Annotated in this window: 16 protein-coding genes; all 16 read left to right on the top strand. The window is 37.3% G+C overall.

What is annotated here, in order from left to right; genetic code table 11:
- Positions 1-179: 179 nt before the first annotated feature.
- The 16 genes from OQZ33_RS04640 to OQZ33_RS04560 all read left to right on the top strand — a co-directional run bounded on the left by OQZ33_RS04640 (position 180) and on the right by OQZ33_RS04560 (position 14,068).
- Positions 180-755: a TerD family protein gene (locus OQZ33_RS04640; RefSeq protein ID WP_265797899.1), complete on the top strand. Its 576-nt coding sequence runs from the start codon at positions 180-182 to the stop codon at positions 753-755.
- A gap of 16 nt (positions 756-771) precedes the next feature.
- Positions 772-1,437 carry a TerD family protein gene (locus OQZ33_RS04635; RefSeq protein ID WP_265797898.1) on the top strand — a complete coding sequence of 222 codons (666 nt, stop codon included), beginning with the start codon at positions 772-774 and terminating at the stop codon, positions 1,435-1,437.
- A gap of 56 nt (positions 1,438-1,493) precedes the next feature.
- Complete coding sequence (locus OQZ33_RS04630; protein ID WP_265797897.1) at positions 1,494-2,045, top strand: TerD family protein; 552 nt, start codon at positions 1,494-1,496, stop codon at positions 2,043-2,045.
- A 14-nt stretch (positions 2,046-2,059) separates the two neighbouring features.
- Positions 2,060-2,461, top strand: a complete 402-nt coding sequence (locus OQZ33_RS04625; protein ID WP_265797896.1) for a TerD family protein — start codon at positions 2,060-2,062, stop codon at positions 2,459-2,461.
- A 74-nt stretch (positions 2,462-2,535) separates the two neighbouring features.
- On the top strand, positions 2,536-2,718 hold the full coding sequence (locus tag OQZ33_RS04620) for a TerD family protein (RefSeq protein WP_265797895.1): 183 nt from the start codon (positions 2,536-2,538) through the stop codon (positions 2,716-2,718).
- A complete protein-coding gene (locus OQZ33_RS04615) occupies positions 2,718-3,149 on the top strand; it encodes a hypothetical protein (protein WP_265797894.1) in 432 nt (143 codons plus the stop codon). Before OQZ33_RS04620 ends, OQZ33_RS04615 begins: the two co-directional genes overlap by 1 nt.
- Before the next feature lie 6 nt (positions 3,150-3,155).
- Positions 3,156-3,794: a vWA domain-containing protein gene (locus OQZ33_RS04610; RefSeq protein WP_265797893.1), complete on the top strand. Its 639-nt coding sequence runs from the start codon at positions 3,156-3,158 to the stop codon at positions 3,792-3,794.
- 9 nt (positions 3,795-3,803) lie between these two features.
- On the top strand, positions 3,804-4,439 hold the full coding sequence (locus OQZ33_RS04605) for a vWA domain-containing protein (protein ID WP_265797892.1): 636 nt from the start codon (positions 3,804-3,806) through the stop codon (positions 4,437-4,439).
- Positions 4,440-4,925, top strand: coding sequence for a hypothetical protein (locus OQZ33_RS04600; protein ID WP_265797891.1), 486 nt, complete (start codon positions 4,440-4,442; stop codon positions 4,923-4,925).
- 252 nt (positions 4,926-5,177) lie between these two features.
- Positions 5,178-6,230, top strand: coding sequence for a TerY-C metal binding domain-containing protein (locus tag OQZ33_RS04590; protein ID WP_265797889.1), 1,053 nt, complete (start codon positions 5,178-5,180; stop codon positions 6,228-6,230).
- Between the two features lie 2 nt (positions 6,231-6,232).
- Positions 6,233-7,663, top strand: coding sequence for a PP2C family serine/threonine-protein phosphatase (locus tag OQZ33_RS04585; RefSeq protein ID WP_265797888.1), 1,431 nt, complete (start codon positions 6,233-6,235; stop codon positions 7,661-7,663).
- Positions 7,664-7,672: 9 nt separating this feature from the next.
- Entirely contained in the window at positions 7,673-9,181 is a 1,509-nt protein-coding gene (locus tag OQZ33_RS04580) for a helix-hairpin-helix domain-containing protein (RefSeq protein ID WP_265797887.1), read from the top strand.
- Positions 9,182-9,196: 15 nt separating this feature from the next.
- Entirely contained in the window at positions 9,197-10,201 is a 1,005-nt protein-coding gene (locus tag OQZ33_RS04575; RefSeq protein ID WP_265797886.1) for a TerC family protein, read from the top strand.
- A 109-nt stretch (positions 10,202-10,310) separates the two neighbouring features.
- Complete coding sequence (locus OQZ33_RS04570) at positions 10,311-10,715, top strand: hypothetical protein (RefSeq protein WP_265797885.1); 405 nt, start codon at positions 10,311-10,313, stop codon at positions 10,713-10,715.
- A gap of 60 nt (positions 10,716-10,775) precedes the next feature.
- Positions 10,776-12,815 carry a vWA domain-containing protein gene (locus tag OQZ33_RS04565; protein ID WP_265797884.1) on the top strand — a complete coding sequence of 680 codons (2,040 nt, stop codon included), beginning with the start codon at positions 10,776-10,778 and terminating at the stop codon, positions 12,813-12,815.
- Positions 12,812-14,068, top strand: coding sequence for a dihydroorotase (locus OQZ33_RS04560; RefSeq protein ID WP_265797883.1), 1,257 nt, complete (start codon positions 12,812-12,814; stop codon positions 14,066-14,068). The genes OQZ33_RS04565 and OQZ33_RS04560 overlap by 4 nt, the downstream gene beginning before the upstream one ends.
- The last annotated feature ends 113 nt before the right edge of the window (positions 14,069-14,181 follow it).

The raw sequence follows: 14,181 nt of genomic DNA, 5'->3' as shown, positions 1-14,181 counted from the left end.
AAATTAGCGCTCAACCCTTGTCGCTGTAACCAATTCTATCTCTACTTATTTTATTACGATTGTTTGTGTCGGTTTTAATCCGATTCGATCTTTTCAGCGTCTCGCTGCATTTTTATGTAGCTGAGTGTCCCGTACATCTCATTTTTTACAACATAAAACATCAAAAACTAAATTTAACAATGGCTATTAATTTACAAAAAGGACAAAAAATCAATATCGGATTATCTAAAATTACTTTGGGTTTAGGCTGGGATCCAAATGAAGGTACCGGCTATGATTTTGATTTGGATGCTTCGGCTTTTATGATTGATGGAAACCGATTAATTCCTGTGGAAGAGTACTTCATTTTCTATGGCAATACAGATTCACCTGATCTTGCATTACACCATACAGGCGATGATCCGACAGGAGGAAATAGTGCTACAGGCGATGATGAAAGTATTCAGGTTGATTTGTCGAAGGTTAATACCAATATCCAGGAGATTCTTTTTGTAGTAACCATCCATGATGCTATTACCCGTAAACAAAATTATGGGCAAGTTAGAAATTCATATATCCGAATAGTTGATGATAGCACAGGTGAAGAAGTGGCAAAATATGAGTTGGGCGAAGATTTTTCTATTGAAACTGGTGTAGAATTTGGCAGACTTTATAAACGTGAAGGTAAATGGAAATTCGAAGCTTCAGGAATCGGGTATCGTGAAGATTTATCGTTCTTTTTATCAAAATATTTCAAAGGTCAAATTATAAAATAAATTAACAACGCTCTGTATGGCTATTAACTTAATAAAAGGTCAAACTATTGATCTCCGAAAAAATGATAAAGGAGAATCTTTCGATTTATCAAAAGTGACGATGGGTTTGGGGTGGGATGTCCGACAAAAAAACACAGGCTTTTTAGGGAAACTTTTTGGTCCTAAAGAGGACGAGTTCGATTTAGATGCCATTGCTTTTCTGCTTGATGGAAACGATAAGCTTATGAATTTGGGCAGAACCGTTAATCAAAACGGCCGTCAGGTTGGTCTTTTCGAAGGAGATGTTATTTTCTTTAACTCCATGAGACATCCATCGGGTAATATTTGGCTAACTGGTGATAACAGAACAGGAGCGGGAGATGGCGATGATGAACAGATTATTGTTAAACTAGATGCCTTGGATCCCATTTATCAAAAGATTGTTTTTGTGGTTTCGATTTATCAAGGGAGGCAGAACAACCAACATTTTAGCATGGTTGAAAATGCCTTTATCAGAGCGGTTGATGCAAAAGGGAAAGAAATTACGAGATACAGCCTTTCTGGCGATGCTTCGTTAAATGGTATGTGTACAATGGTTTTTGCTGAGGCTTATCGTAAAGATGATGGCTGGAAATTTCGAGCCATTGGAGAGCCTCATCCAACAGACAGCTTTTTGGAAGTTTTGAAAAAATACGCGAACTAAATAGATTTTATTCACAAATTCAGCAAAGATAACTTCAAGCTAAAATACAACCAAATATGGCAATTAACCTGCAAAAGGGGCAACGAGAATCAATTAGTGCTCCACAATTTACAGTCGGATTAGGCTGGGATACCAATAGTTCATCAACCGGTAGTAGCTTCGATTTAGATACCTCGATTTTCGTATTAGGTGAAAATAAAAGATTACTATCTGACGCTCATTTCGTATTCTACAATAATTTGAAAACGCCAGATGGGGCGGTAGAACACACTGGTGATAATTTAACTGGTGATGGCGATGGTGATGATGAACAAATAAAAGTCGACCTCTCAAAAATTGCAGCAACTGCTGCCGAAATCTGTATTGTGGTAACCATTCACGATGCTGAAAACAGGCGACAAAATTTTGGACAAATCAGAAATTCTTATATCCGAATATTCGATGGTACCAAAACCGAGATACTTAAATATGAGTTGGAAGAAGATTTCTCAATCGAAACAGCGGTAGAATTTGGAAGGATTTATAAACGAAATAACGAATGGAAATTTGAGGCCGTAGGTGCCGGGATGAAAGATGGGCTTGAATTTTTCTTGAATAAGTACAACTAAAACTAAACTAAAGGATGGCTATTAATTTATCAAAAGGGCAGAAAATTGATCTAAGTAAAGAAACCGGTGCAAAACTCACCGGTTTCTGCGTAGGCGTTAATTGGGGCGCAATAGAAACAAAAGGATTTCTCGGTTTATCTACCAATAAGCAAAGCGTAGATTTAGATTTAAGTTGCATTCTAATCGATGAAAACAACATTTTGTGTGATCATATCTACTCGCCGCTGTACAATATTGATTTCTTACAGCAATTTGGTTTGCCAAAAGGGAAATTGGTTTCATCGGATGGTGCTTTGAGGCAGACTGGCGATGACTTGCAAGGAGATTCTGGTGGCGTTGATGGATTGGATAATGAGATTATTACAGTCGATTTAGCTAAATTGACCCAAAAGTTTCTAAAATATTTTTCTTCTTGAATAATGTTGGGAAAGAGGATTTCTCTCAAATTCCATATTCAAAAATTAGAATGTACGAAGGTACACCTACATAGGTGAAAGAAGTTTTTGCGTCATACAGCGTTTCTGCCGAACAAAGTTATGCAGGTAAAAAAGCGCTGATTTTAGGCAAATTGTACAAACGTAATGATGAATGGAAAGTCGATGCCATCGGCGATCCAACACCTGATACGTTTTTAGGGCAAACCATTCATTTGATCAGTAAATCTTATTTGTAATGAACATTAAAAATATAGAGGGTTTATCTGGCGATCAAATTAGGAGTTTGGTAGCGCAGGGCGGAAAATTTGTAATGTATAAATATTGCATCTCAGTAGTGGTGATGACATTCAATAATTCATCTGATTTCCATTTTATCCATCCCGGTAAAATTAGGGTAGTGCCTGGTTTAGGGCATTTGTTTACCAACTTTTTCTTAGGATGGTGGGGAATTCAATGGGGCCCGGTTTATACTATACAAAATATTTACACTATTTTAAGTGGAGGCAAAGATTATACTGCCGAAAATATGTCGCATATAAACCAAAACGATCCTACTTATGGTACAGGAACTGGTTACAATATTCCTGGACAAAATAATAACGGTAGTACTTACAATGTGCCAAATAATAGCAACGAAACCGCCAACACTTACCATATTCCTCAATAATTTTATATGAGAAGATTACCCGTTTACCTGCTGCTAGATACATCAGGTTCGATGAGTGGAGAGCCTATAGAAGCCGTTAAAAATGGAGTTCAGTTGATGATTAGTTCCTTAAGACAAAATCCTCAAGCCATTGAAACCGCTTTTTTAAGTGTGATCACCTTTGATAGTGTTGCACAACAAATCATTCCGCTCACCGATTTGGCATCTTTCCAAATGGTCGACTTAAAAGCTACTGGAGTTACTGCTTTAGGCGAAGCTTTACGATTGGTTTCCAACAGAATTGAAAATGAAGTAGCCAAAACTACAACCGAACAAAAAGGAGATTGGAAGCCATTAGTTTTTATCATGACCGATGGCGTACCAACCGATGATTGGTTGCCAGGTTTGGCTGAATTTAAGAAGCAAAAAGTCGCTTTCACTGTTGCCTGCGCAGCAGGGTCGGGAGCAGATACCGCTGTGCTTAAACAAATCACAGATAATGTTGTAAGTTTAGATACAGCAGATTCTGCGAGTATTGGCAAGTTCTTTCAATGGGTAACGGCTTCAATTGGTGTTACCTCTACAAAAGTTGAAGATGCAGGGAAGGAAATTAGTTTGTTGAAAGAACTTCCTCCACCACCATCTGAGTTGAATATCGTTGTATAACAGAAAATTATGAGAAGACTACCCGTTTACTTTCTAATTGATACTTCAGGATCCATGTATGGAGAGCCGATACAGGCTTTGAACAACGCCTTAAGTGGGATGATTAATACTTTGAGGACCGATGCACAGGCACTTGATTCGCTTTGGATTTCGATGATCACTTTCGATCGTGAGGTGAAAGAAATCGTTTCTTTAACCGAATTAGCTTCTTTTCAGCTTCCTGAAATTACTTGTCCGCAAAGTGGCCCGACCCATACAGGCCAGGCTTTGGATATGTTATATGAGAAAGTTCAAAATGATCTGATCAAAGGGAATTCAACGCAAAAGGGAGATTGGAAGCCGCTTTTATTTCTCTTCACTGATGGAAAACCTAGCGATCTGCAGTTGTATCGCGAAATGGTGCCGAAAATAAAATCATTAAACTTCGGCGCAATTGTTGGCTGTGCTGCCGGACATTCTGCAAATGATGCACTTCTAAAAGAACTCACACCCGATGTTGTTCATTTGGATACTGCCGACAGTTCTACACTGAAGCAGTTTTTTAAATGGGTTTCAGAAACCATCGAACAAGGTAACAAAAGCCAGGGAACGGGAGAAAGTGTGGCACTACCGCCCCCACCAAGTGAAATAACAATGGTAATCTAAATGGACGTACTCGGCATAATCAGTTTAGCAATTACCATTATTGGTTTTATTGTTAAAATATCCTCTGGTGGAGAAGACCATGATGTTCCCGCACAACACAGCTACAACGAACCGCTTGATCCTTTTCAGGATGGTACTTTAGATGGAATAGTAAATTGCTATGAAACTTTTAGCGTTGATAAATTAAATATGCATCACGTTGAACGTACTTTGAGAAATAGCCATCATACGAAATTTAGTTTATTGGCTACCCGTTTGGCGGGCAACTGTTTGTACTTAAGCGTCGGATTTGTAGATGTATTTGATCGCAAAACCAAAACCGGAGAAATGAAGGGAGTTCATAATGATGTGGTTACTTACTTTTCTGTCAACCATTTAGGAGATAGCCAAAATATACTTATTTATGGCTGTTCCAGCTGTAAGGAACGTGTGCAGGATAGCTACAAAATCATTGCTGGAGAAATCCGGAAAGCCATTTTTGTATGATTTTAGCTTTCAGGATTTTTCTAAATATTTTAATAGTCGGGCTGTTTTTATATTCGAAATTGTTACCCCATAAGGATAAGCTAAATAGCAGATATAAAAGTGCATTTAATTTTTTTCAAGGTATTTTTCAGCCTGTTCTTAATTTTCTAAAAACCTTTATAAAACCATACCGAGTAGGGCAAGGCTTGGCGGTTGATATGACTCAGATTATATTGCTGATTATACTCTTGCTATTAAACAACTATTTTTAATATGAGAAGATTACCCATTTATTTTTTAATAGATATTTCCGAATCGATGGTTGGAGACCAAATCCAGCAGGTTGAAGAAGGTATGGCGACTATCATAAAAGCCATAAAAACTGATCCTTTTGCCATTGAAACCGTATGGATTTCGATTATTGTTTTTGCAGGCCAGGCAAAAACGTTAGTGCCATTGCAGGAAGTGGTGAGTTTTTACCCGCCAAAATTTCCAATTGGTGGGGGCACTTCCTTAAGTAAGGGCCTAGGGCATTTAATGTACCAGATGCGGAAAGATATTGTAAAAACCACCATGGAACAAAAGGGGGATTGGAAACCTATCGTATTTTTGTTTACCGATGGCATACCCACTGATGATACTAAAACAGCAATTTCTGAGTGGAAGCAAAACTGGCAACGTACGGCAAACATGGTGGCCATTTCATTTGGCGATAGCACGGACACCCGAGTGCTATCCGAACTAACAGAAAATGTACTGCACTTTAAAAATGCCACCGGCGAAGATTACAACAAGTTTTTCAGATGGGTAACTGACTCCATTAAAACGAGTAGTATCAGTGTAGAAAATAATGAATCGGGCTTTGAACTGGCTAAGATGGATGGCGATACACTTTCAAAAATTGATATTTCAAAAGCACCAGTAAATACGCAGTATATTGATAATAATTATGTAGTGTTATCGGCCAAATGCCAAAACACAAAACGGCCATATTTGATGAAATACCGAAAGGTGATGAATGAATCGGGCTTTGAAGGCTTGAATTTACAAACACAAGCTTACCGTTTGGTGGGCGGCTTTCAGGTTAATAATTCTTACTATGAGTACTGCGATGAAAGTGCCGTACAGCAAAAAGTTAATAGCGAAGAGTTGATTGGGGCACCCGCTTGTCCGTGTTGTGGCAATCAGTTTGGATTGGCAGTTTGTGTATGCCAAAAAATTCATTGTATCGGCAACGAACCCATGAGTACTTGCCCTTGGTGTGGTAATTTTGGTAGTTATGGATATGGAGAAGGTGGCTTTGATGTAGGAAGAGCACAGGGTTAATCATGCTCGAAACTAAACAATACATACAAAATCTGCTCAAAAGCAAAAACATTGAGGTTTCAGCCGCAAGGCAGCATATTTTTGAAAAATATGTTAACGAAACATTTAATATTGATGCCGTAAAACTGATTAAAGAAAAGCAACAAATTATGCTAGATAAATGGATTTTGAAAAACAAAATCGAAGATATTTTAGCCAAGCAAATTGTCATTCCAAATGCAACCGTTGGGAAACCCTATTATGCAAACCTACAGTTTGAAAAGTTAGGTTTCAGTGATATCACAAATGTTGAATTTGAGGGATTGGAGCAATATGGTTTAACTTTCAACCCAACTTTAAATGTAATTGAAGGCGACCCGAGCTTAAGTGGCGATTTCAAAATTAAAATGAAGTTTAATGTTTTAGGGGAGGAGTTGGATACCGAGGCACATGAAAAAATGCTTTCTTTAGTTGTGAATGCGAATCCAAAATCTCTATGGAAAAATATTGCCAGTGCTGAAGGGAAAGATGAAGATTGGAAAGTTGCTAGTTATTGGAAAGAGGACAATGCAAATGATTTTCAGCCGATAGGCGATAAACATATTGTTGTGGCTTCAAAACGTGGAAGAAGCCATGCCAATGTGGGGTCGTTTAGAGATGATGATTATGCCTTCAAACACTTTGACGAAAACGGCTGGAGTATAGTTGGTGTTGCTGATGGTGCTGGAAGTGCAAAATTAGCTCGCCAAGGGTCGAAAATTGCCTGTGACGCTGTAATCGAATATTTTTCCGATCATTTAAGTGAAGAGAAACTTAAGGGTTTTGATCAAATTCTTTTAGATTATCATCATAAAATCGGAGAGGATGCACAAAAAAAGATTAGCCATTTCGTTTATAATAACCTATCAAAAGCAGCTCAATTCGCACATTATAAAATAGAAGAGTTCGCTACAAAAACAGAAAGTCCGGTAAAAGATTTTCACAGTACCTTGATTTTTGCACTTTTTAAAAAATACGATTTCGGTTATGCCATATTAACATTTGGCGTAGGCGATTGTCCGATAGGTTTATTGAACAAAGATTTAACCGACATCAAGTTAATGAATTGGCTCGATGTTGGCGAATTTGGTGGAGGAACAAGATTTATAACCATGCCGGAAATTTTTACGAGTGAAAAATTTTCTACTCGTTTTGGCTTTACATTAATCGAAGATTTCTCTTATCTTATGCTCATGACGGATGGAATTTATGATGCAAAATTTGTTGTGGAAGCCAATCTGGAAAAGCTCGAAAATTGGAAAACATTTGTAGAAGATTTGAAGGGCAACAATGAAGATGGTGCGGGAGTCAATTTCGAGTCTGATAATGAAAAAATTGCTGAGCAGTTATCTGCATGGATGGATTTTTGGAGTCCCGGTAATCACGATGATCGAACTTTAGCTGTTATTTTTTAGAGAGAAACTATGTCTACAATTACCGTTAAATCTTCCCTTACAGGCAAATCTTATCAATATGTAGATAATGGCGATCCGAAAAGTGGAACTGCAAAGAATGTTTATTTTAGCCCGGATAGAAAGTACGTTGTCGCGATTTTTAAAGAGAAACAAGATTTTAATCAAAAAGAAAGGCTGACCAAAATAGTTACTAAATACCTCAATCAGATAGAAACCAAAGAGGCTGGAAAGTATTATTTAGAAGAAATTTATCGTTGGCCAACTGATATCATCGAAACCCATGATCGCATTGGAATTATTGTTCCGATTTACAATTCTAAATTTTTCTTTTCCAAAGGTTATACCTCAAGCGATTTAATTAAAGGGGAAGAAAAAAATGGAAAATGGTTTGCCGCCGCCAAGTTTAGAAATAGGCAGTTCCCCTTAAGTTTAGATCAAAATGAATTGGGCCGCTGGCTTAACTATTTTCAAATTGGCGTTAATTTATCCCGTGGGGTAAAAAAAATGCACCAAATGGGACTTTCTCATTCCGATTTATCATACAACAACGTGTTAATAGATCCTTCAACTGGTTCTGCCTGTATGATTGATTTAGATGGTTTGGTTGTTCCTGGCATATTCCAAGCCGAAGTAATTGGAACTGCAGATTTCATCGCTCCGGAAGTTTTGGCTACTAAACATCTTGAAAAAAACGATCCCGCCAGGAAATTACCAAACCGGTTAACCGACTTACACGCTCTAGCTTGTTTAATTTACATGTATTTGCTGCATCGGCATCCCTTAAAAGGCGGCAAGGTTCATGATCTGGATACCGAAAAGGACGATTTGTTGAGTATGGGCGAGAAGGCATTGTTTGTAGAACATCCAACAGATTCATCGAACCGGCCAAAAATGAATCAGGTTTCCAAATGGGATACCTATTGGGCCGATGTGAATAAAATACCTTATACCATTACCGGTCCATACTTAAAAGCACTTTTTGATAAGGCTTTTATTGATGGTTTGCACAATCCTATGCAGCGCCCAACGGCTGAAGAGTGGGAAATCGCTTTGCTTAAAACTACAGATTTAATGCAGCAATGCAGCAACATTTATTGCGATCAGAAATGGTATGTTTTCGACAATACCTCTATCCCAAAATGTCCGTTTTGCGGCACCAGCCATAAAGGAGCTTTGCCCATATTGGATTTATATTATCAATTTCAACCCTCGGTTTGGAAACCTGAAAATCACAGATTGATGGTGTACAATAATCAATACTTGTTTCAGTGGCATGTAAACAGAAATGTGGTTAGAAATGAAAAACTAACAGACGAACAAAAAATACCAGTGGGTTATTTTACTTTTCACGAAGGAAAATGGGTGTTAGTTAACCAAAAACTCACATCTTTGGTAGATAAAACTGAAGAAAAGGAAATTCCTATCGGTTCGATGGTCGAACTAACAGATGGAAAGAAGCTTTTACTATCTAAAGAGGATGGTGGAAGGGTAATTTTAATAACGCTTGCAAACAAATAAACCAAAATAACTATAATGAATAATAACATGTTTGATCACCCACTTTTAATTGCAGGCTTTGCGGTAGTGGTTGTTATAATGCTGATTATTGACTTAGGTCTCTTCAACAAAAAAAGCCACACGATATCCAATAAAGAAGCCATCACTTGGTCAATCGTTTGGATTTCTCTTTCAATGATTTTTAGTGGTGCTGTTTATTATGAGTTGGGTTTTGATAAATTCACCCAGTTTCAATCAGCTTACTGGATAGAGAAAGCACTTTCTGTAGATAACCTTTTCGTTTTTATTCTGGTGTTCAAGTTTTTTGATGTTGCCAATGAAAACAAGCACAAAGTGCTATTTTGGGGAATTATTGGTGCCTTGGTTTTAAGGGCGATCTTTATTTTTTCTGGCGCATTTTTCATTGAATTAACGTACTTAAATAAAATTTTGAGTCTGTTTGGAGTGGCTGGCTTTAAATACGACATCAATATCATTATGACGCTGTTCGGGTTATTCCTGGTGTACGCCGGAATAAAGTCGTGGTCGGCTGATGACGACAACGATGATGAAGACTATAATAACACTAGAGGAGCAAGATTAGTGAGGAAGTTTTTCAGAGTAAGCGATAAATACGACGGAGACAAGTTTTTTACCATGGAAAATGGGGTGAAATTAGCTACGCCATTATTGGTTGTTGTCGCGGTAATCGAATTTACCGACTTGCTTTTTGCAGTCGATTCTATCCCTGCTATTTTTGCGATTTCTAAAGATCCTTTCATTCTTTATACTTCAAATATTTTTGCCATTTTGGGCTTACGTGCGTTGTTTTTCTTATTGGATAACTTCATCCATTTGTTCAGTAAATTAAAATACGGATTGGCAATTATCCTGTCTTTTATTGGGATCAAGATGATTATTGCTCCATTCTTTCACATTGATTCAGTTTATTCACTGATTGTAATTGGAGGTGTATTAATCATATCGGTAATTTTATCGGTCATGTTTCCAGAGAAGGAGGAAGGGGAAAAGGTAGCGTAGAAGCAACTATTGCCGCTATTATATTAGAGAAACACTAAAGAATAGTTAACTTCGCCAAGTTTTTAATCGACCGGTTTTATACCGGTCGATTACTTTTCGAAAGATTACCATGCAAGATAATACCACCTTTAATCATCAAGCCGACATCGTTAATAGTGCCATTAGATTCATAAACTCATGGTTTAAACAGTCTAAAGCGATTACTGAAGAGCTTAACGATTTCTTTATTTTACCTGGTAATAAGGTGATTGGCAAAGGGATTATTGTTAGCCGGCTGAAAGGAATTTTTGGTAAATCTGATGAATATGTTGGTGGGAGATATGATATTATTGATGTCAACTTTGAGTTGTTAGCCGATGGGAAAGGAATGGGTTTTGTAGAAGGTGTGGCCGGTTATAGAAATGTGATTCAGAAACAATCAAAAATTGTAAGCGGTCCGTTTAAGCTGTACTTTGCACTGCATAATGATCAGTGGAAAATCGTAAATATTGAATTTCCGGGGTTTGCGTACTAGAACTAGTTTATTATAATTGAAGTTCGCCTCTTTCCATAATTTTTCTATCTTTGGTTTTTAATGAATTTCCTTTATCCGGGCTTTCTTTTCGCACTATTATCGGTTGCAATTCCGGTCATCATTCATTTATTCAATTTCCGAAAATTTAAAAAAGTTTATTTCTCTAATGTTCAGCTTTTAAAAGAAGTTGAGCAACAAAATTCATCACGAGAAAAGCTTAAAAATTTAATGATTTTATTTTCGAGGATTTTAGCATTAATCTTCCTTGTACTTGCATTTGCGCAACCTTATATCCCGCTCAAAGGTCAAAAAACTACCAGCCAGAACAACTCAATTAGCATTTATATCGATAATTCTTATAGTATGGAAGCCATCAATAAGGATGGTAATCTGTTGGATGAGGCGAAACGGAGAGCAAAAGAGTTAATTAAAAGCTTCGGGGTAAATGATCGTTTTCAGCTTTTAACAAACGATTTCGAGGGAAAACATCAAAGATTATTAAATGCAGATGAGTTTTTGAAAGCACTTGACGATGTTCAGATTTCCGCGGCAAATAGAAATCTGCAGCAGATATTAAACCGGCAAGGCAATGTTTTAACTGGCTCAGTCAACAAATACAGTTTTATTATCTCAGATTTTCAGAAAAATATTGCTAAAGGACCAACATTATCAACAAAGAAAGAAATCCAATATGCTTTCATAAAGTTGAATGCTACTGGTTTACCAAATGTTGCTGTGGATAGCGTGTGGACACTTTCTCCTAACCACCAGCCGGGTGCAAGTGAGAAACTTGTTGTTCAGTTAAAAAATTATTCTGATGAGGAGGCGAAGAATATTCCTTTGAAACTAAGCATTAACAACCAGCAGAAAGGTTTAAGTGCAATGACTATTCCAGCAGGAAAAACTAAAACGGATACTTTGAGCTTTTCTGGCTTGAAAGCTGGCTGGCAAAAGGGGCAAATAGCCATTAAAGATTTCCCGGTTACGTTTGATGATACGCTATCTTTCAGTTTTAAGGTTGATGAAAGTTTACCTGTTTTGAGTATTAACGGAGCAAACGCAGGAAATTATATCAAAGCGCTTTTTGCTGCAGACAATTATTACAAACTCACTGAGAATGGAGAAAACAATATAAATTACAGTGATTTTGCTAATTTCGGTTTAATTGTACTTAACGGATTGAAAAATCCATCTACTGGATTGGCACAACAGTTAAAGACTTATTTAAATGCAGGCGGAGCCATTGCAATTTTTCCGGATTTAGATGCTAATATACAAACCTACAATGCTTTTTTAAGTGACTTGTCGTTACCTATTATTCAGAGTTTAAATACTACAGAAACTAAAGTAGATCAGATTGAGTTACAGAACCCTATTTTTAAAACTGTTTTCGAAGATATTCCTAAAAATCTCGATTTACCAGTAGCTCAACGATATTTTTCTTTTGTTGAAAGTAATTCGGCTAACAAAGAGAATATTCTTTCCTTTCCGGGTGGGAAACTTTTTTTCGCTAAATACGGCGCTGGTAATGGTGCTGTTTATTTGTCAGCAACGGGCCTCAACACCGGTGATGGGAATTTAGCTCGGCACCCGGTTTTTGTTCCTTTAATGTACCGTTTGGCTTTAAACGCTGGCAATGAAATAGCACTGTATTATAATCTTGGAAACGATAATGCATTGGCCAGCAAAAAAATTAATTTGGGTAAAAATCAAACCTTAAAGCTAAGCTCTAAAAACTTCGAGGCAATTCCTGAAATCCGTCAGATTAATGGCAAAACGCTTATTTATGTCGCCGATCAAATAAAAAGTGCGGGCTTTTATAACCTTGCCTTGGCCGACTCCCTGATTTCTGTTTATGCTTTTAATGGCGGTAGAACGGAATCTGATATGCATTATTTGAATAAAACAGAATTGGACAATCTTGCCGCTGAAAGTAATTTGAAAGTATTTGATGCTGATAAAGATGCAGTAAAATTAATTGCAGGTGCTAATGAAATCGGACAAACTTTATGGAAACTTTGTCTAATTTTGTCGCTGATTTTTATTGCTGCTGAAATTCTGCTCATTCGATTTTTTAACAACCCTAAAAAAACAATATGAATCTCCTAGTTAAAAATGTAACCATTGCCGATCCGCAAAGTAGTTTTAATAAGCAGCAATGCGATATTCGGGTAATTGATGGTAAAATTCAAAGCATAGGAAAACTATCACCAGAAAAAGAAGAAAACGTTTTTGATGCTGAAGGTTCTTTCTTAAGTCCCGGTTTTTTCGATTTAAATTGCGCTGCCGGCGATCCTGGTTTCGAAACTAAAGAAGATATTCAAACTTTAACTGCTACTGCAAGGGCTGGTGGTTTTACTGGTTTGGCACTTTTGCCCCAAACCGATCCGGTTATTCAATCAAAATCGCAGGTAGAATATATTATCAACAAAGCGAAAAATAATCTGATTGATGTATATCCGTTAGGAGCCATCAGTCAAAATCGGGAGGCTAAAGAATTGGCAGAACTGTTTGATATGCAACAGGCAGGTGCTGTCGCTTTTTCCGATGGCGACAAAGCGCTGCAAGACGACGGTTTTATGAGTCGTGCTTTACAATATGCCAAGGGTTTTGATGCTTTGCTGATGGTTTACCCGGAAAACAAGTCGATTGCAGGCAAATCGCAAATTAATGAGAGCAAAAATTCGGTTCTTTTAGGTATGAAAGGCTTGCCAGCTTTGGCCGAGGAAATGCATATTGCCCGCGATATTTTTTTAGCGCAGTACAATGAGACAAAAATTCACATCAGCAATATTTCTACAGCTGGTTCAGTTGCTTTAATACGCAAGGCGAAAAAAGATGGCGTTCAAATTTCATGCGATGTTACAGCACACCATTTGGTTTTCACAGAAGACTTGCTGACAGATTTCGATAGCAATTACAAGGTGAAACCGCCATTACGTAGCAAAGCTGATGTAAAAGCACTTATCGCAGGTTTGAAAGATGGTACAATTGATGCCATCACTTCGCAACATCGCCCTGAGGAAATTGAATTTAAAAATGTAGAGTTTGAAATTGCACATTACGGTATCATTGCGTTGCAAACAGTTCTTCCATTATTGTTAAAGACAGGATTGGACGCCAGCTTAATTGCGGAGAAATTGGCGATTAACCCACGTAAATTGCTAAATTTAAATATTCCTGTAATTGAAGAAGGTGCTGTAGCTAATTTTACGGTTTATAATCCGAATGAAAAATGGCTATATAATGCGGTAAATAACTATTCAAAATCTGCTAATAGTCCACTTTTAGGAACAGAACTAACCGGAAAAGTAACATTAGTTTATAATAATCAACAATTGTTTAAGGATTAAAGAATAAGGAACGAAGAACAATATAAGGGGCAACGGTGAAGATTAAGCAAGGAGAAGATTTTATTAGGCTTACTACCTTTAATCATTCTTCTTTCATCTTTGCTCATTTAAAT

This window comes from Pedobacter sp. MC2016-05, from assembly GCF_026239735.1.
Taxonomy (GTDB): Bacteria; Bacteroidota; Bacteroidia; order Sphingobacteriales; family Sphingobacteriaceae; genus Pedobacter.
This window is presented reverse-complemented; position numbering and strand designations above follow the sequence as displayed.

Excerpts from the sequence above, each read along its gene's own strand:
- OQZ33_RS04640 (WP_265797899.1), top strand. The coding sequence starts at position 180 with ATGGCTATTAATTTACAAAAAGGACAAAAAATCAATATCGGATTATCT.
- OQZ33_RS04635 (WP_265797898.1), top strand. The coding sequence starts at position 772 with ATGGCTATTAACTTAATAAAAGGTCAAACTATTGATCTCCGAAAAAAT.
- OQZ33_RS04630 (WP_265797897.1), top strand. The coding sequence starts at position 1,494 with ATGGCAATTAACCTGCAAAAGGGGCAACGAGAATCAATTAGTGCTCCA.
- OQZ33_RS04625 (WP_265797896.1), top strand. The coding sequence starts at position 2,060 with ATGGCTATTAATTTATCAAAAGGGCAGAAAATTGATCTAAGTAAAGAA.
- OQZ33_RS04615 (WP_265797894.1), top strand. The coding sequence starts at position 2,718 with ATGAACATTAAAAATATAGAGGGTTTATCTGGCGATCAAATTAGGAGT.
- OQZ33_RS04610 (WP_265797893.1), top strand. The coding sequence starts at position 3,156 with ATGAGAAGATTACCCGTTTACCTGCTGCTAGATACATCAGGTTCGATG.
- OQZ33_RS04605 (WP_265797892.1), top strand. The coding sequence starts at position 3,804 with ATGAGAAGACTACCCGTTTACTTTCTAATTGATACTTCAGGATCCATG.
- OQZ33_RS04600 (WP_265797891.1), top strand. The coding sequence starts at position 4,440 with ATGGACGTACTCGGCATAATCAGTTTAGCAATTACCATTATTGGTTTT.
- OQZ33_RS04590 (WP_265797889.1), top strand. The coding sequence starts at position 5,178 with ATGAGAAGATTACCCATTTATTTTTTAATAGATATTTCCGAATCGATG.
- OQZ33_RS04585 (WP_265797888.1), top strand. The coding sequence starts at position 6,233 with ATGCTCGAAACTAAACAATACATACAAAATCTGCTCAAAAGCAAAAAC.
- OQZ33_RS04580 (WP_265797887.1), top strand. The coding sequence starts at position 7,673 with ATGTCTACAATTACCGTTAAATCTTCCCTTACAGGCAAATCTTATCAA.
- OQZ33_RS04575 (WP_265797886.1), top strand. The coding sequence starts at position 9,197 with ATGAATAATAACATGTTTGATCACCCACTTTTAATTGCAGGCTTTGCG.
- OQZ33_RS04570 (WP_265797885.1), top strand. The coding sequence starts at position 10,311 with ATGCAAGATAATACCACCTTTAATCATCAAGCCGACATCGTTAATAGT.
- OQZ33_RS04565 (WP_265797884.1), top strand. The coding sequence starts at position 10,776 with ATGAATTTCCTTTATCCGGGCTTTCTTTTCGCACTATTATCGGTTGCA.
- OQZ33_RS04560 (WP_265797883.1), top strand. The coding sequence starts at position 12,812 with ATGAATCTCCTAGTTAAAAATGTAACCATTGCCGATCCGCAAAGTAGT.